This is a genomic window from Streptococcus oralis, assembly GCF_023109005.1.
In the GTDB taxonomy this organism is placed as follows: domain Bacteria; phylum Bacillota; class Bacilli; order Lactobacillales; family Streptococcaceae; genus Streptococcus; species Streptococcus oralis_BU.
In genome coordinates this window covers 116,975-132,981 of record NZ_JALDTU010000002.1, presented here as the reverse complement: position 1 = coordinate 132,981, position 16,007 = coordinate 116,975, and the positions used below count along the sequence as shown (strand labels likewise).

Annotated in this window: 18 protein-coding genes; 12 read left to right on the top strand and 6 right to left on the bottom strand. The window is 40.5% G+C overall.

Annotated features, from left to right (window positions below; translation table 11 throughout):
- Positions 1–24 precede the first annotated feature (24 nt).
- Together atpD and M1F56_RS03205 are read left to right on the top strand one after the other, a co-directional pair.
- Complete coding sequence (gene atpD, locus M1F56_RS03210) at positions 25–1,431, top strand: F0F1 ATP synthase subunit beta (RefSeq protein WP_000094371.1); 1,407 nt, start codon at positions 25–27, stop codon at positions 1,429–1,431.
- A 10-nt stretch (positions 1,432–1,441) separates the two neighbouring features.
- The gene (locus M1F56_RS03205) at positions 1,442–1,861 is read left to right on the top strand and encodes a F0F1 ATP synthase subunit epsilon (RefSeq protein WP_000940837.1); all 420 of its coding nucleotides are present in this window, start codon (positions 1,442–1,444) and stop codon (positions 1,859–1,861) included.
- A gap of 43 nt (positions 1,862–1,904) precedes the next feature.
- Here the strand turns inward: M1F56_RS03205 and M1F56_RS03200 are convergent, their stop codons facing one another.
- Positions 1,905–2,918, bottom strand: a complete 1,014-nt coding sequence (locus tag M1F56_RS03200) for a lactonase family protein (RefSeq protein WP_247916844.1) — start codon at positions 2,916–2,918, stop codon at positions 1,905–1,907.
- Positions 2,919–3,062: 144 nt separating this feature from the next.
- Here M1F56_RS03200 and M1F56_RS03195 point away from each other — a divergent pair, with 144 nt between their 5' ends.
- The 5 genes from M1F56_RS03195 to M1F56_RS03175 all read left to right on the top strand — a co-directional run bounded on the left by M1F56_RS03195 (position 3,063) and on the right by M1F56_RS03175 (position 7,721).
- Positions 3,063–4,229: an AI-2E family transporter gene (locus tag M1F56_RS03195; protein WP_247916843.1), complete on the top strand. Its 1,167-nt coding sequence runs from the start codon at positions 3,063–3,065 to the stop codon at positions 4,227–4,229.
- Positions 4,219–5,448: a tetratricopeptide repeat protein gene (locus tag M1F56_RS03190; protein WP_247916842.1), complete on the top strand. Its 1,230-nt coding sequence runs from the start codon at positions 4,219–4,221 to the stop codon at positions 5,446–5,448. Before M1F56_RS03195 ends, M1F56_RS03190 begins: the two co-directional genes overlap by 11 nt.
- 136 nt (positions 5,449–5,584) lie before the next feature.
- On the top strand, positions 5,585–6,226 hold the full coding sequence (locus M1F56_RS03185; protein ID WP_061598464.1) for an amino acid ABC transporter permease: 642 nt from the start codon (positions 5,585–5,587) through the stop codon (positions 6,224–6,226).
- 10 nt (positions 6,227–6,236) lie between these two features.
- On the top strand, positions 6,237–6,866 hold the full coding sequence (locus tag M1F56_RS03180) for an amino acid ABC transporter ATP-binding protein (RefSeq protein WP_247916841.1): 630 nt from the start codon (positions 6,237–6,239) through the stop codon (positions 6,864–6,866).
- Positions 6,867–6,881: 15 nt separating this feature from the next.
- Complete coding sequence (locus M1F56_RS03175) at positions 6,882–7,721, top strand: amino acid ABC transporter substrate-binding protein (protein ID WP_247916840.1); 840 nt, start codon at positions 6,882–6,884, stop codon at positions 7,719–7,721.
- Between the two features lie 74 nt (positions 7,722–7,795).
- On the opposite strand, the gene lysS is transcribed toward M1F56_RS03175, so the two are convergent.
- The 5 genes from lysS to M1F56_RS03150 form a co-directional block, all read right to left on the bottom strand.
- On the bottom strand, positions 7,796–9,286 hold the full coding sequence (lysS, locus tag M1F56_RS03170) for a lysine--tRNA ligase (protein ID WP_247916839.1): 1,491 nt from the start codon (positions 9,284–9,286) through the stop codon (positions 7,796–7,798).
- Positions 9,287–9,425: 139 nt separating this feature from the next.
- Positions 9,426–10,043 (bottom strand): histidine phosphatase family protein, encoded by a 618-nt coding sequence (locus M1F56_RS03165; RefSeq protein ID WP_247916838.1) that lies wholly within the window; start codon positions 10,041–10,043, stop codon positions 9,426–9,428.
- Positions 10,043–10,525 (bottom strand): aminoacyl-tRNA deacylase, encoded by a 483-nt coding sequence (locus M1F56_RS03160; RefSeq protein ID WP_001085914.1) that lies wholly within the window; start codon positions 10,523–10,525, stop codon positions 10,043–10,045. Before M1F56_RS03160 ends, M1F56_RS03165 begins: the two co-directional genes overlap by 1 nt.
- The gene (locus M1F56_RS03155) at positions 10,525–11,367 is read right to left on the bottom strand and encodes a DUF368 domain-containing protein (protein ID WP_247916837.1); all 843 of its coding nucleotides are present in this window, start codon (positions 11,365–11,367) and stop codon (positions 10,525–10,527) included. Before M1F56_RS03155 ends, M1F56_RS03160 begins: the two co-directional genes overlap by 1 nt.
- A gap of 105 nt (positions 11,368–11,472) precedes the next feature.
- Positions 11,473–12,273: a glycoside hydrolase family 25 protein gene (locus M1F56_RS03150; protein WP_247916836.1), complete on the bottom strand. Its 801-nt coding sequence runs from the start codon at positions 12,271–12,273 to the stop codon at positions 11,473–11,475.
- Between the two features lie 155 nt (positions 12,274–12,428).
- Here M1F56_RS03150 and glmU point away from each other — a divergent pair, with 155 nt between their 5' ends.
- The 5 genes from glmU (at position 12,429) to rocS (ending at position 15,966) form a co-directional block, all read left to right on the top strand.
- Positions 12,429–13,808, top strand: coding sequence for a bifunctional UDP-N-acetylglucosamine diphosphorylase/glucosamine-1-phosphate N-acetyltransferase GlmU (gene glmU / locus M1F56_RS03145; RefSeq protein ID WP_247916835.1), 1,380 nt, complete (start codon positions 12,429–12,431; stop codon positions 13,806–13,808).
- Between the two features lie 9 nt (positions 13,809–13,817).
- Entirely contained in the window at positions 13,818–14,363 is a 546-nt protein-coding gene (locus tag M1F56_RS03140) for an NUDIX hydrolase (RefSeq protein WP_000393800.1), read from the top strand.
- A gap of 11 nt (positions 14,364–14,374) precedes the next feature.
- A complete protein-coding gene (gene macP, locus M1F56_RS03135; RefSeq protein WP_000517856.1) occupies positions 14,375–14,686 on the top strand; it encodes a cell wall synthase accessory phosphoprotein MacP in 312 nt (103 codons plus the stop codon).
- Positions 14,687–14,702: 16 nt separating this feature from the next.
- Positions 14,703–15,395 carry a 5'-methylthioadenosine/adenosylhomocysteine nucleosidase gene (locus tag M1F56_RS03130; RefSeq protein ID WP_247916834.1) on the top strand — a complete coding sequence of 231 codons (693 nt, stop codon included), beginning with the start codon at positions 14,703–14,705 and terminating at the stop codon, positions 15,393–15,395.
- Between the two features lie 76 nt (positions 15,396–15,471).
- Positions 15,472–15,966, top strand: coding sequence for a chromosome segregation protein RocS (gene rocS / locus M1F56_RS03125; RefSeq protein WP_000021249.1), 495 nt, complete (start codon positions 15,472–15,474; stop codon positions 15,964–15,966).
- Positions 15,967–16,007 lie beyond the last annotated feature (41 nt).

Here is a 16,007-nt window from a genome sequence, read left to right as displayed (position 1 = left end):
TCTTATATAGAATAGGAGAAGGAGATGAGTTCAGGTAAAATTGCTCAGGTTATTGGACCCGTTGTCGACGTCTTGTTCGCAGCAGGTGAAACACTTCCTGAGATTAATAATGCACTTGTCGTCTACAAAAATGACGAAAGAAAAACAAAAATCGTCCTTGAAGTAGCCTTGGAGTTGGGTGATGGTATGGTTCGTACTATCGCCATGGAATCAACAGATGGTTTGACTCGTGGAATGGAAGTTTTGGACACGGGCCGTCCAATCTCTGTGCCAGTAGGTAAAGAAACTTTGGGACGTGTCTTTAACGTTTTGGGGGATACGATTGACTTGGATGCTCCTTTCGCTGAAGACGCTGAGCGTCAGCCAATTCATAAGAAAGCTCCAACTTTTGATGAATTGTCTACCTCATCTGAAATCTTGGAAACAGGGATCAAGGTTATCGACCTTCTTGCCCCTTACCTAAAAGGTGGTAAAGTTGGACTTTTCGGTGGTGCCGGAGTTGGTAAAACTGTCTTGATCCAAGAATTGATTCACAATATTGCCCAAGAACACGGTGGTATTTCAGTATTTACTGGTGTTGGGGAACGTACTCGTGAAGGGAACGACCTTTACTGGGAAATGAAAGAATCAGGTGTTATCGAGAAAACAGCCATGGTATTTGGTCAGATGAATGAACCACCTGGAGCACGTATGCGTGTTGCCCTTACTGGTTTGACAATTGCTGAATACTTCCGTGATGTAGAAGGCCAAGATGTGCTTCTCTTTATCGATAATATCTTCCGTTTCACTCAAGCTGGTTCAGAAGTATCTGCCCTTTTGGGTCGTATGCCTTCAGCCGTTGGTTACCAACCAACACTTGCTACGGAAATGGGTCAATTGCAAGAGCGTATCACATCAACCAAGAAGGGTTCTGTAACCTCTATCCAGGCTATCTATGTGCCAGCAGATGACTACACTGACCCAGCGCCAGCAACAGCCTTCGCTCACTTGGATTCAACAACAAACTTGGAACGTAAGTTGGTACAATTGGGTATCTATCCAGCCGTTGACCCACTGGCTTCAAGCTCTCGTGCCTTGGCACCTGAGATTGTCGGAGAAGAGCATTATGCAGTTGCTGCTGAGGTGAAACGAGTTCTTCAGCGTTACCATGAATTGCAAGATATCATTGCTATCCTTGGTATGGATGAACTCTCTGATGAAGAAAAGACCTTGGTTGCCCGTGCCCGTCGTATCCAGTTCTTCTTGTCTCAAAACTTCAACGTTGCCGAACAATTTACTGGTCAACCTGGTTCTTATGTACCAGTAGCGGAAACAGTTCGCGGCTTTAAGGAAATCCTTGAAGGAAAACATGACCATCTACCGGAAGATGCCTTCCGTGGTGTCGGTTCAATCGAAGACGTCATTGCTAAGGCTGAGAAAATGGGATTTTAAGAGGTGATCTATGGCTCATTTAACTGTCCAGATCGTGACACCAGATGGCCTCGTCTATGATCACCATGCCAGCTTTGTATCGGTACGAACTCTGGATGGTGAGATGGGGATCTTGCCACGACATGAAAATATGATTGCGGTTTTAGCGGTTGATGAAGTAAAGGTAAAACGAATCGATGACGATACTCATGTGAACTGGATTGCAGTGAACGGAGGAATTATCGAGATTGCTAATGACATCATTACTATTGTAGCAGACTCAGCAGAACGTGCTCGTGATATCGATATTAGCCGTGCCCAACGTGCTAAACTTCGTGCTGAACGTGAGATTGAAGAAGCACAAGATAAACACTTGATTGACCAAGAACGGCGAGCTAAGGTTGCTTTGCAACGTGCCATTAACCGTATCAATGTCGGAAATAAATTATAAAATAAAAATGAACTTGCTTAAGCAAGTTCATTTTTATTTTACATTAATGTTTAAATGTGATGCAAACGGCTTCGGGAACTCGGAAATCGTTAGAAAGCTCAGCTAATCGACCAGTTTTAGGATTACGTTTAAAGACGGTTGCATTATCTGAATCTTGGTGAACTGCAATTAGAAATTCTTGGTCAGGAGTTAGGTCGAAATCACGTGGTGTTTTACCATGACTTGGAACAATCTCTAATAATTCCAAACTACCATCAGCCAGGATGCTAAATACAGCAATGGAATCATGACCTCGGTTGGATGCATAGAGGTATTTGCCATCTTTTGAAAGACGAATGGCAGCAGTAGCATTAAATCCCTCATATCCATCTGGCAAAGTCGAAATGACTTGCATGCGTTCAAATTCACCAACACCATCGTAAATCAAGACTTCAATGGTACTGTTGAGTTCACAGATGAGGTAGGCAATCTTATAATGATGATGGAACACGATGTGGCGAGCACCTGCTCCAGCTTGGCTGTGATAAGTGTAGAGTTTACTTAGTTTTCCTTCTGGGTTAACATCGTAGGTCGTTACTTCATCCGTTCCTAGATCACATGTGACGAGATACTGGTCAGGTGTTAGATCCGTGAAGTGTACATGTGGGGAAGATTGGTTTTCATGAGGACCTTGTCCGCTATGCTGATCTAGATCTGTTTGGATGAGGCTACCATCCGATTGACGTTTATAAACTAGAACTTGACCTTTATGATAGTTGGCCCCATAAACGAGACCACGTTTTTCATCTACTGCCACATAACAATGAGGAGCGCCTTCTTCCACCACATGATTTAACAAAGTGCCGTCGGTCTTGTAAGCAGCGATTCCACCCAAGCCATCCTGGCTCCCTACGGTGTATAAGTGTTGCTGTTGGTCAAAGGCAAGGTAGGTCGGACTTGGTTCAGCAGCAAAGAGTTCAAGATTTTCAAGCTGGCCTGTTTCTGTATTAAAATCAGCTTTGTAAATCCCTTTAGATAAGCGACGAGTGTAAGTTCCAAAATAAACAGTTTCTTTCATGTCCATACCTCTTAATAATGATAAGTTCATTATACCACAAAATGGCAGTCATGAAGCACTAGATTCATTCATGTAAGCACTTTAAAAAAGAGTTATTTTAGTTTAAAAATGGTATAATGAGAGAACGACAGAAAGGATGTATTTATGGAACATAAAGAGAAACATTTTAGCCTATCTTGGTTTTTTAAGTGGTTTTTAGATAATAAAGCCATCACTGTATTTTTAGTAACCTTGTTACTGGGGCTAAACATTTTTATTCTAAGTAAGATTAGTTTTATCTTTTTACCAGTTTTGGATTTTCTTGGGGTTGTCATGTTGCCAGTTATTTTATCTGGTTTACTTTATTACCTACTTAATCCGATTGTTGACTGGATGGAGAAGCACAAGATCAATCGTGTTCTTGCCATCAGTATTGTTTTTGTCATTATTGGACTTTTTATCATTTGGGGTCTGGCAGTCGCAATACCTAATCTGCAACGCCAAGTCTTAAATTTTGCGAAGAATGTGCCGACATACCTGGAAGATGCTGATAAGGTGATCAATGATCTTGTAACCAAACGCTTGCCAGATGATTTTAGACCACAGTTGGAGCAGGTTCTTGCCAATGTTTCTAGTGAAGCTACCCTGTGGGCCAGCAAAATCTCTTCTCAAGCCGTTAACTGGGTCAGCGCCTTTATCAGTAGTGTTTCCCAGGTCATTGTAGCGATTATTATCGTACCATTCATGCTCTTTTATCTTTTGAGAGATGGAAAAGGTTTGCGGGATTATTTGACCAAGTTTATTCCCACGAAGTTAAAGGAACCAGTAGGACAGGTTTTGTCAGATGTTAATAAACAGTTATCAAACTACGTTAGAGGGCAGGTTACAGTTGCTATTATCGTGGCGATTATGTTTATTATCTTCTTTAAGATTATTGGTCTCAGGTATGCTGTGACTCTAGGGATCACTGCTGGTATCCTCAATCTAGTACCTTATCTGGGTAGTTTTCTAGCGATGTTGCCTGCTTTAGTTTTGGGCTTAATAGCGGGGCCTGTTATGCTTTTGAAAGTGATTATTGTCTTTATTGTTGAACAAACGATTGAAGGTCGCTTCGTTTCTCCGCTTATTTTAGGTAGTCAGCTAAACATCCATCCAATCAATGTCCTCTTTGTTCTCCTAACTTCAGGGTCTATGTTTGGTATTTGGGGAGTTTTGCTGGGAATTCCTGTCTATGCCTCTGCCAAGGTTGTTATCTCAGCTATCTTTAACTGGTATAAAGAAGTCAGCGGTCTATATGAAGAAGAAGGGGAGGAAATCAAGAGTGAACAATAGTCAACGCATGCTCCAAGCTTTGGATGACCAGGATTTAACCAAAGCGGATCAGTATTTTCACAAAGCCCTCGAAACAGATTCAAGTGAAGTTCTTTACGAACTAGCAAGCTATCTAGAGGGAATTGGCTTTTATCCTCAAGCAAAAGAAATTTACCAAAATATCGTTACAGAATTTCCAGAAGTGAATCTGAATTTAGCAAGTATTGCTAGCGAGGATGGCAATGTTGAAGAAGCCTTTGCTTACCTTGAGGAAATCACACCTGAAAGTGACTGGTATGTATCGGCCTTGGCCTTGAAGGCAGACCTCTATCAGTTGGAAGGATTGACAGATGTAGCACGCGAAAAGTTACTGGAAGCCTTAAATTACTCAGATGATGCCTTATTAGTTTTTGGTTTGGCTGAGTTGGATAGCGAGTTAGGAAATTACCAGGAAGCCATTCAGGGCTATGCTCAATTAGACAACTGCTCCCTCTATGAGCAAACGGGCGTCTCAACCTATCAACGAATTGGTTACGCTTATGCCCAGTTAGGCAAGTTTGAAGCTGCAACTGAATTCTTAGAAAAAGCCTTAGAACTAGAATACGATGACCAAACTGCCTTTGAACTGGCTAGTCTTTACTTTGATCAAGAAGAGTATCAAAAATCTGTTCTTTACTTTAAGCAGATTGATACCATTTCACCAGATTTTGAAGGATATGAGTATGGTTATAGTCAAGCCTTGCATAAGGAACATCAGGTGGAAGAGGCCCTTCGTATCGTTAAAAAAGGACTGGAGAAAAATCCATTTGAAACTCGGCTCCTACTAGCAGCTTCCCAGTTCTCGTATGAATTACACGATCCTAGTGCCGCGGAGCAGTTTCTCCTTACTGCTAAAGAAGATGCAGAGGATACAGAAGAAATTTTCCTTCGCCTTGCAACTATTTATATGGAACAAGAGCGGTATGAAGATATCATCGCTCTCAAAAGTCAAGAACCTGAAAACCTCTTGACCAAGTGGATGATTGCACGCTCTTACCAGGAAATCGAGGATTTAGATAAGGCCTATGAGCTCTATCAGGAACTATCGCCTGATCTCAAGGATAATCCCGAGTTTCTGGAACAGTATACTTATCTTTTGCGTGAATTGGGGGATTTTGAAGAAGCTAAAGTACAAGCTGAAGCTTATTTAAAAATCGTTCCAGATGATGTTCAGATGCAAGAACTCTTAGAAACACTTTAAAAGTTATCTCTCTAAAAACGTATCCGTCAATTTGGCAGATACGTTTTTTTGGAAGAAATAGAATTTTTTTACAATTACTCTTGCTAAATTGTTTATTTATGCTATAATAGGAACAATTATTTTTAGGAGGTGCAGTATGTCTTATATGTTTGAGATATTACCAAGTTTGCTAAACGGTGCAAGTATGACACTTCAGGTCTTTGCTCTGGTTTTAATTTTTTCAATTCCCTTAGGTATTGTCGTTGCCTTTGCTTTGCAAGTCCGTTGGAAACCCCTCCATTATCTCATTGACCTTTATATTTGGGTAATGCGAGGGACTCCTTTGCTCTTGCAATTAATCTTTATTTACTATGTTCTTCCTAGCATTGGGATACGTTTAGATCGTTTGCCTGCTGCTGTGATCGCTTTTGTATTGAACTATGCAGCCTACTTTGCAGAAATCTTTCGTGGTGGGATTGAAACCATTCCCAAAGGGCAGTATGAAGCCGCAAAAGTGTTAAAATTTGGCTCCTTTGATACAGTTCGCTATATCATCCTTCCTCAGGTTACAAAGATTGTCTTACCGAGTGTCTTTAATGAAATTATGAGTTTGGTCAAGGATACTTCTTTGGTCTATGCTTTGGGGATTTCAGATTTGATTTTGGCTAGTAGGACTGCAGCCAATCGAGATGCCAGTCTTGTTCCTATGTTTTTAGCTGGAGCTATTTATTTAATCATGATTGGTCTTGTAACCATTGTAGCGAAAAAACTTGAGAAGAAGTACAGTTATTACAGATAGGAGGATTGCTATGTTAGAATTACGAAATATCAATAAATCCTTTGGTGGCAAACAAATCTTAACCAATTTCAGCCTATCAATTCCTGAAAAGCAAATCCTCGCAATCGTAGGTCCTTCAGGAGGAGGCAAGACCACCTTGTTACGTATGCTAGCTGGACTGGAAACCATCGATTCTGGAGAAATCTACTATAACGGCGAATCGTTAGCTATAGACGAACTAGAAAAGCGCAATCTTCTGGGATTTGTTTTCCAAGATTTTCAACTCTTTCCGCATTTGTCAGTTCTAGATAACTTAACTCTGTCTCCCATAAAAACCATGAGCATGGAGAAGGAAGTTGCTGAGAAGAAGGCGCGTGGTTTGTTAGAACAACTTGGGTTAGCTGGGCATGCAGATGCCTTTCCTTTCTCATTATCTGGTGGGCAAAAACAACGGGTGGCCTTAGCACGCGCCATGATGATAAACCCAGAAATTATTGGATATGATGAACCTACATCGGCCTTAGACCCAGAATTGCGATTAGAAGTAGAAAAACTTATCCTTCAAAATAAAGAGCGTGGGATGGCCCAGATTGTTGTGACGCACGACCTTCAGTTTGCAGAAAATATTGCTGATCAGATCCTTAAGGTTGATCCAAAGTAGGACTAGGAGGTGCCTATGAAGAGAAAGAAAATTGCCCTTGTACTTGCTCTGTTCTTTAGCTTCTTCCTGACGGCTTGTACTCAGAAGGCAAGTGATCCAAATCAGGATAATTGGGCCAAATATCAAAAGCAGGGAAGCATTACTATTGGCTTTGACAATACCTTTGTTCCCATGGGATTTGAGGAAAAGAATGGCCAGTATGCAGGTTTTGATATTGATCTAGCCCAAGCTGTTTCTGAAAAGCTAGGAATTCAGATTAAATTTCAACCCATCGACTGGGATATGAAAGAAACCGAACTACAAAATGGTACCATTGATGCCATCTGGAATGGCTATACAGCTACAGATGAACGGAAAGAGAAGGTTGCTTTTACCATTCCTTACATGGAAAATCAACAAGTTTTGGTCTCTAAAAAGTCTCAAAATATTCACTCAGTTCAGGATATGACTGACAAAGTTTTAGGGGCCCAGGCTGGATCTTCTGGCTATTTGAATTTTGAAGGACAACCCGAACTACTCAAGAATCGAGTAAAAGACCAGAAGGCCAATCAATACCAAAGTTTCAATGAAGCCTTAATTGATTTGAAAAACGATCGGATTGATGCCTTGTTGATTGACCGGGTATATGCCAATTATTATCTCCAGTCTGAAGGAATATTAAATGACTACAATGTCTTTTCAGCTGGATTTGAAAGTGAAGCTTTTGCAGTGGGTGTTAGACCTGCTGATAAAACTTTGTTAGCCGCTTTGAACCAAGCCTTTATCTTACTATACCAAGAAGGAAAATTCCAGGAAATCAGCCAAAAATGGTTTGGGGAAGATGTAGCCACCAGTCAAGTTAAAAATCAAGAATAAGAAAAGAGATTGAGGAGAAACTCAATCTCTTTTTGCATCAAAAAATCCTCTGGCAAGTACCAGAGGATAAGAGTTTATTTCATTGTTGGGAAGAGCAATACGTCACGGATAGTAGTTGTATCAGTGAGGAGCATGCAGAGACGGTCGATACCGATACCCAAACCACCTGTTGGTGGCATACCGTATTCAAGAGCCTCGATGTAGTCGTAATCGATACCTGTTGCTTCATCGTCCCCAAGTTCTTTAGCTTTGGCTTGAGCTTCGAAACGGCTAAGTTGATCGATTGGATCATTCAACTCAGAATAGGCATTTCCGTATTCTTTGGTCATAATGAAGAGCTCGAAACGGTCAGTAAAGCGTTCGTCTTCAGGGTTTTTCTTAGCAAGTGGAGAGACAGCTACTGGATGTCCATAAACGAAGGTTGGTTGGATCAAGGTTTCTTCGACAAATTCTTCAAAGAAGGCATTGATGATGTGACCAACTTCAGTGTAATGCTTTTCAACAGGTACATGTTTTTCATTGGCAAGAGCTACGGCTTCTTCGAAAGTTAAATCTTGCCAGAAGTCAACACCAGTAATTTCCTTGATAGCATCCACCATGTGAACACGTTTAAATGGTTCATTAATCTTGATTTCAGTGCCTTGATAGTTTACTGGACCATCTCCTTTGACAGCCTTTGTAGCATGCTGGATAATGCCTTCTGTCAAATCCATAATATTATGGAAATCGGCATAGGCTTGGTAAACCTCAATCATAGTAAATTCAGGATTATGAGTTGCATCCATTCCTTCGTTACGGAAGATACGGCCAATCTCATAGACGCGTTCCATACCACCGACAATTAGACGTTTGAGATGAAGTTCTAGAGCTATCCGAAGCACCATATCAATATTTTGAGCATTGTGGTGTGTAATAAATGGTTTGGCAGCAGCACCACCGGCCTCGTTGTGAAGTACAGGTGTTTCCACTTCAAGAAAATCATGTCCATCTAGATAACGACGAATTTCAGAGATGATTTTTGAACGAGTGACAAAGCGTTCAAAACTTTCGCGATTTGAAATTAAATCAAGGTAACGTTTACGGTAGATAGTCTCAACGTCAGTCAAACCATGGAATTTCTCTGGAAGAGGACGAAGGGCTTTAGATAAGTGGGTGATATGAGTGGCCTTTATAGAAAGTTCTCCCATATCCGTACGCATGACTTCACCTTCGACGCCGAGGAAGTCTCCAAGGTCAGCCTTCTTAAAGATTTCGTAGTTTTCTTCACCCACAGCATCTTTACGAACATAGATTTGAATTTGGCCATCACGGTCTTGTAAATGAGCAAAGCCGACTTTTCCTTTACCACGTTTACTAACTAAACGTCCAGCGATAGTAGCAGTTTCGTTTAATTCATGTAATTGTTCTTTATCGAGTTCTGCAAATTTGTCTTTTAGTTCTTGAGAGTTAGCAGTACGTTCAAAACGTTTACCGAAAGGATCAATTCCTTGTTCACGGAGCGCAGCCATTTTTTCACGGCGAACGATCTGCTGGTCATTTAGTTCTTCCATATGTTCTGTAGACATGGGTTCCTCCTAATTTTTAATCAAATTTTGAAATAATAAATCAATTTTTCACGATACTCCCATTTTATCATAAATAGTCAAGAAATTCACGGATATTCTATAAAAACTAAAAAGAACTTGACCATTAAGATCAAGTTCTTTATTGATAAGAGGTATCATTCCAAGTATCAAGAGTGAATGTTTCAAAATCATGGGTTTCTAAAACTGTTAGACTAGCATTTGCTAGACCGCCATCTTTACGAAGAAGAGGTTCTTTATAGCCTAGAAGAGTACGAAGACTGGCAGTAAGATTAGCTCCATGGCCAACAATTAGAACTCTCTCAGCCTGACTCCTCTTCAGAGATTTGATAAATTGAATGGTACGTTGAGTTGTACTGTAGAGGGATTCCGCTTCAAACATTCTTGTATCAAACTTAGCTAAGTTTGTACGAAAAGCCTTGATTTGTTGTGGGTAGATGGCCTCTAATGTTGCAATTTTTAATCCCTCTAGTTTTCCGAGATGCCATTCACGTAGGTCAGGAATAGTCTCTAAAGGACATTGCGTCTGGAGTTGACTTTGGATAATTTCAGCAGATTTGACCGCTCTTGGTAAATCACTTGAATAAATCTCATCGAAAGGAATATTGCTGAGATATTGACCGAGCGCCTTTAAGGTATCAATAGACTCAGGAAGAAGAGGTGAGTCCCCTCCGGCACCTTGGAAACGTCCTTCAAGATTCCAGATAGTTCGGCCATGACGCACAAAATAGAGTTTCATCAGTTGTTTTCCTCCAAGATATCTGCAAAATCTGCTTTCACAAAGCTAGCCAAATCTTGTGGAGCAATAATGATACTATGCCCGACTTCCCCAGCAGAGACGATCATTTTGTCTAAATCTAAAGCTGTTTTATCAATAAAAATAGGATAGTTGTGTTTTTGGCGAATGCCGACGGGGTTATTAGCTCCATGAATGTAGCCTGTCGTTTTTTCTAGGTCTTTTTGTGGAATCATACTCACTTTTTTATTACCAGAAACCTTTGCTAATTTTTTTTCAGCGAGGTGTTCTGTTATGGGGACGATTCCGATAATTGGGCCTGTCTTGTCCCCCAGCAGAGCCAAGGTTTTAAAGATATGTGTTCGATCATATTCCGAAGGAAGTTCACCCTCAAGCGCATTGATTTGAATCCCTGTATGCTCAATTCCTGCTTTGGTTAAGATTTGCTCGACAAGAGTTTTTTTAATTTTTACTTTTTTTGCCATTATTTATACTTATCCTCCAATTGACTCATCCAGATACCAAGCCAAATACCAAGTGCAAAGAAGAAGGCGATGAGAACATAGCTCACGATGGAAAGTCCAGTGTATTGGATACTTTCAGCACTTCCAGCATTTGGAATCAAAATCAAGAGGGTGCTTGATAGCACAATCCCAATAATAAAGTGATAAACACGGGAGTGGTAGTTGTTCAAGGCATGGTCCATTAATTTTGAAAAGATAATAAGAGTTGCACCTGCACCAATTCCGATAGGAAGGAAGGTACCAAATAAATCAAAGGTTTTAAAACCAGTCAGCATAGGAGCGTACAGTCCCAAAATCAAGAGGAGATTTGACGGACTTAAACCAGGTACCAAGACACCCAGAGCTAAAAGAGCACCCGCTAAGATAAAGTTTGTAAAACTTGCGCTGAGTGATCCTACGACAAAATTGAGAGCGTAGAGCCCTAGACCTGAAAGGATAAAGGTAGTCCAGAACCAGGCTAGGTCAACCTTGTCACGATCAGATTCTCGAGTAGATTCTCTAAGGAGGCTAGGAACTGTACCGATGATAGCTCCAGCAAAACTCCACAAAACATAGACTTGGTAATTTTCTAGCAAATACTCAATCGGATAAGAAAATAAACCAATACCTAGCAACATCCCGATGGCTACTGGGATAAAGTATAGGACATTCTCTTTAAAATCTTTAAAGGGATGAGCAAGAAAGCCAATCATTCGCTCGTAGATCCCCAAAATCGCTGCCAGAACACCACCAGAAATTCCAGGTAGGATAAATCCTAAGGCGATGACGATTCCTTTAATAACTCTTGCAATCCATGAAAACATATTAGACTCCTCAATTTCATAAATTTCTTTCTCTGTCTTATCAATTATAACACAGACGGCAAAAAAATGAAAAAAAAGTGAAAAAGTTTGTTATTTTCACTTGTCTTATGGTCTCAAAAATAATTTTCGGAAGGTTTCTTCCTTCTCTTTAGCAGTAGAAATCAAATTGATGTCCAAATGATGTTCAAACCCTGCAATTCTTCCTTTAGATGTGTACTGGTGGAGATCGTAGTCCAGATCAGTATTTGGCTTCGTTTCAAAATAACCAGAGTCCGTTCCATAGGAAGGGATCCAAATAGCAGTGAACTTTTCTGTATTGATGCTATGTTCTTGCATGAAATAGACACCAATGTAAATCCCGATATTTTTAGCGCCCAGCGATTCAAGTTTAGCCCGAAAAGCTTCGACTCCGTCATTCATGTCGGCCATTGTTTTTTTCTCAACGTCAAGCCAGTAATAACTAGGATTGTATGGAGAAGCAGCGTTGTAGAAGACTTCAGCCGCTTTTTCCATTTCTTCTTTGTTCGTACCAGCTAGATAAGCATAAACGGCTACGGGGACATTGCGCTTTTGAAATTCTGAAATGTGATTTTTATAGGATTTATCAACCCCATTGATAAAGGCTGCATCATTTGCTTCCGTGTGTTGAGTACCACTGTGCACGCGAACAATAGCTCCAGAAATATTTTGAGATAAAATATCGTAGTTTATCTCCTCCGGTCTTTGCCAACCAGAAATGTCAATAATGGGTTTATCAAGATTATGCAAGGCCTGGTTTTCAACTTGGACAGTGTTGCCTTTTGACTTGACCGAATGGTCTTCATAAGCTGGTTTATTAAAGATTAAAATAGCTATAACAATGGTGAATAGACTAAAAATAATAGCTGGATGAATCTCTTTTCTCATATCTAATTAGTTTAACGTAAATAGATAAAAAAATCAAAGAAAACGTTGAAAAGATGAATGAACTAGCATGTTTTCCCCTATTTCTCTGTTTGTTTACTCCTAAGGAAGTAAATTATGGTATAATATAAGGGAATTTTTACAGAAAAGAGAATAGTATGTCAAATTATGCCATTATCTTAGCAGCGGGTAAAGGTACTCGCATGAAATCAGATCTTCCAAAGGTACTTCATAAGGTAGCAGGAATTTCGATGTTGGAGCATGTTTTTCGTAGTGTTGGTGCTATTCAACCTGAAAAAACAGTCACTGTTGTGGGACACAAGGCGGAGCTAGTTGAGCAAGTCTTGGCTGGACAGACAGACTTTGTCACCCAATCGGAACAACTAGGAACTGGGCATGCTGTCATGATGGCAGAGCCCATTCTCCAAAACCGCTCTGGCCACACCTTGGTTATCGCTGGGGATACTCCTCTGATTACAGGTGAAAGCTTGAAAAACCTCTTGGATTTCCATATTAATCACAAAAATGTGGCGACTATTTTAACGGCTGAAGCAGCGGATCCTTTTGGGTATGGTCGTATCGTCCGTAACGATAACGCTGAAGTTCTTCGTATTGTTGAGCAGAAAGATGCTACAGACTTTGAAAAGCAAATTAAGGAAATCAATACAGGAACTTATGTATTTGACAATGAACGTCTTTTTGAGGCTCTTAAAAACATCAACACCAACAATGCCCAAGGTGAGTATTATATTACTGATGTGATTGGTATTTTCCGTAATGCAGGTGAGAAGGTTGGCGCCTATACTCTCAAGGATTTTGATGAAAGTCTTGGGGTAAACGACCGTGTGGCTCTTGCCACTGCGGAAGCAGTGATGCGTCGCCGTATCAATCAAAAACATATGGTTAATGGTGTTAGTTTTGTCAATCCAGAAGCAACTTACATCGATGTTGATGTCGAGATTGCTCCTAAAGTCCAAATCGAAGCCAACGTTACCTTGAAAGGTCAAACGAAGATTGGGGCGGAAACTGTTTTAACAAATGGAACTTATATCGTGGATAGCGCTATCGGAGCTGGAGCTGTGATTACGAATTCCATGATTGAGGAAAGTACAGTTGCAGATGGTGTGACAGTCGGTCCGTATGCTCATATTCGTCCAGGCTCAAGTCTAGCTTCCCAAGTTCACATTGGAAACTTTGTTGAAGTAAAAGGATCTTCAATCGGTGAAAATACCAAGGCAGGTCATTTGACCTATATCGGAAACTGTGAAGTGGGTAGCCATGTTAACTTTGGTGCAGGTACGATTACAGTTAACTACGACGGGAAGAATAAGTACAAGACGGTCATTGGCAATAATGTCTTTGTTGGATCAAACTCAACTATCATTGCTCCAGTGGAACTTGGTGATAATTCACTAGTTGGAGCTGGTTCAACGATTACAAAAGATGTTCCAGCTGACGCCATTGCTATTGGACGTGGACGTCAAGTTAATAAAGATGAATATGCATTACGTTTGCCTCATCATCCTAAGAATCAGTAGGAGTCTATCATGGAATTTGAAGAAAAAACGATTAGCCGGAAGGAAATCTATCAAGGTCCTATTTTTAAGCTAGTGCAAGATCAGGTGGAACTACCAGAAGGGAAGGGAACTGCCCAACGTGATCTGATTTTTCACAATGGAGGCGTATGTGTTCTAGCTGTGACAGCTGAGGATAAAATCGTCCTTGTTAAGCAATACCGAAAAGCTATTGAAGCCATCTCTTATGAAATTCCTGCTGGTAAACTGGAACTTGGTGAAAATGCAGATCCCATGTCGGCGGCCCTTCGTGAATTGGAGGAGGAGGTTGCCTATACAGGTAAGTTAGAGCTTCTATATGATTTCTACTCTGCTATTGGTTTTTGTAATGAAAAATTAAAACTTTACCTCGCAAGAGATTTAACTAAGGTGGAAAATCCTCGTCCGCAAGATGATGATGAAACCTTGGAAGTTCTAGAGGTCAGCCTTGAGGAAGCAAAAAACTTAATTCAGTCTGGCCATATCTGTGATGCCAAGACGATTATGGCAATCCAGTACTGGGAATTGCAAAAGAAATAGAGGAGTAGTCCATGGGAAAACCTTTGTTAACAGATGAAATAATCGAACGTGCCAATCGTGGGGAGAAAATCTCCGGGCCACCTCTTCAAGATGATGAGGAAACTAAAATTTTATCAACTTCTTCACAAAACTTTGGTTATTCACGTTCTAGAGACTATAATTCTATTCAAGATACTTTAACAATTGAAGTAGAGCCAACGATTCATAAGAGCCGTCGCATTGAGAATACTAAGAGGAATGTTTTTAACTCGAAACTAAACAGAATCTTATTTACAGTCATCCTTCTCTTGATTTTACTTGTGTTGGCGATGAAACTTTTGTAATAGAAAAGGAAATAAAATGAAAATTGGAATCATTGCAGCAATGCCAGAAGAGCTCCTACACTTGACTCAGAATTTAGATAGAGCGCAAGAAGTCCAAGTCCTCGGAAATACTTACTACACTGGCACTGTTGGAAAGACAGAAGTTGTTCTGGTTCAGAGTGGGATTGGAAAGGTCATGTCAGCTATGAGTGTAGCGGTGTTAGCTGACCATTTCCAAGTGGATGCCGTTATCAATACAGGATCAGCAGGTGCAGTTGCAGAAGGGATTGCCGTTGGAGATGTAGTGATTGCGGATAAATTGGCTTACCATGATGTGGATGTAACTGCTTTTGGCTATGCTTATGGTCAGATGGCTGGTCAACCTCTTTACTTTGAATCCGATAAGAACTTTATCGCTAGGATTAAAGAGAATTTATCTCAATTAGAACAGACCTGGCACCTAGGCTTGGTTGCTACAGGGGACAGTTTTATAGCTGGAGATGATAAGATTGCTAGTATCAAATCCCACTTTTCAGATGTTTTAGCAGTTGAAATGGAAGGGGCAGCGATTGCACAGGCAGCTCAGGCTCTTGGCCTACCTTTCTTGGTCATTCGTGCCATGAGCGACAATGCCAATCACGAAGCTTCTATCTCTTTTGATGAGTTTATCATTGAAGCTGGACGTCGTTCTGCCCAAGTTCTACTGGCCTTTTTAAAGGCTATGGATTAAGCGGAAATTTGACAGTTTATCTAGCTTATGATAAGATTTAAGTAAAGAAAAGCTAGAAAACGTTTCAGAGGATATTATGAGTATTGAAATGACCGTCAGTGAGATTGCAGAGGTCCTAGGACTCTCTCGTCAAGCAATCAACAATCGTGTCAAAGAACTTCCAGAAGAGGACACGAAAAAAAATGACAAAGGTGTAACTGTAGTTACTCGAAGTGGCTTAATCAAGCTAGAAGAAATCTACAAAAAAACGATTTTTGAAGATGAACCAGTCAGTGATGATGTTAAACAACGCGAACTGATGGAAATCTTGGTCGACGAGAAGAATGCTGAAATTCTTCGTTTATATGAGCAGCTCAAGGCCAAAGACCAGCAGTTAGCAGAAAAAGATGAACAGATGCGTGTTAAAGATCGACAGATTGCTGAAAAGGACAAACAATTGGACCAACAGCAACAATTAACTCTTCAAGCTATGAAGGATCAAGAAAGTTTGAAACTAGAGTTGGACCAAGCAAAAGAAGAAGTTCAAGCTACCAAAAAAGGCTTTTTTGCTCGCTTATTTGGAGGAAAATAAAGAAGTTGTTTGGGTTATTCACTAACCTGATAGCTTCTTTT

What these genes read in the sequence shown, in the direction of transcription:
- atpD (WP_000094371.1), top strand. Translation starts at nt 25, where the DNA reads ATGAGTTCAGGTAAAATTGCTCAGGTTATTGGACCCGTTGTCGACGTC.
- M1F56_RS03205 (WP_000940837.1), top strand. Translation starts at nt 1,442, where the DNA reads ATGGCTCATTTAACTGTCCAGATCGTGACACCAGATGGCCTCGTCTAT.
- M1F56_RS03200 (WP_247916844.1), bottom strand. Translation starts at nt 2,918, where the DNA reads ATGAAAGAAACTGTTTATTTTGGAACTTACACTCGTCGCTTATCTAAA.
- M1F56_RS03195 (WP_247916843.1), top strand. Translation starts at nt 3,063, where the DNA reads ATGGAACATAAAGAGAAACATTTTAGCCTATCTTGGTTTTTTAAGTGG.
- M1F56_RS03185 (WP_061598464.1), top strand. Translation starts at nt 5,585, where the DNA reads ATGTCTTATATGTTTGAGATATTACCAAGTTTGCTAAACGGTGCAAGT.
- M1F56_RS03180 (WP_247916841.1), top strand. Translation starts at nt 6,237, where the DNA reads ATGTTAGAATTACGAAATATCAATAAATCCTTTGGTGGCAAACAAATC.
- M1F56_RS03175 (WP_247916840.1), top strand. Translation starts at nt 6,882, where the DNA reads ATGAAGAGAAAGAAAATTGCCCTTGTACTTGCTCTGTTCTTTAGCTTC.
- lysS (WP_247916839.1), bottom strand. Translation starts at nt 9,286, where the DNA reads ATGTCTACAGAACATATGGAAGAACTAAATGACCAGCAGATCGTTCGC.
- M1F56_RS03165 (WP_247916838.1), bottom strand. Translation starts at nt 10,043, where the DNA reads ATGAAACTCTATTTTGTGCGTCATGGCCGAACTATCTGGAATCTTGAA.
- M1F56_RS03160 (WP_001085914.1), bottom strand. Translation starts at nt 10,525, where the DNA reads ATGGCAAAAAAAGTAAAAATTAAAAAAACTCTTGTCGAGCAAATCTTA.
- M1F56_RS03155 (WP_247916837.1), bottom strand. Translation starts at nt 11,367, where the DNA reads ATGTTTTCATGGATTGCAAGAGTTATTAAAGGAATCGTCATCGCCTTA.
- M1F56_RS03150 (WP_247916836.1), bottom strand. Translation starts at nt 12,273, where the DNA reads ATGAGAAAAGAGATTCATCCAGCTATTATTTTTAGTCTATTCACCATT.
- glmU (WP_247916835.1), top strand. Translation starts at nt 12,429, where the DNA reads ATGTCAAATTATGCCATTATCTTAGCAGCGGGTAAAGGTACTCGCATG.
- M1F56_RS03140 (WP_000393800.1), top strand. Translation starts at nt 13,818, where the DNA reads ATGGAATTTGAAGAAAAAACGATTAGCCGGAAGGAAATCTATCAAGGT.
- macP (WP_000517856.1), top strand. Translation starts at nt 14,375, where the DNA reads ATGGGAAAACCTTTGTTAACAGATGAAATAATCGAACGTGCCAATCGT.
- M1F56_RS03130 (WP_247916834.1), top strand. Translation starts at nt 14,703, where the DNA reads ATGAAAATTGGAATCATTGCAGCAATGCCAGAAGAGCTCCTACACTTG.
- rocS (WP_000021249.1), top strand. Translation starts at nt 15,472, where the DNA reads ATGAGTATTGAAATGACCGTCAGTGAGATTGCAGAGGTCCTAGGACTC.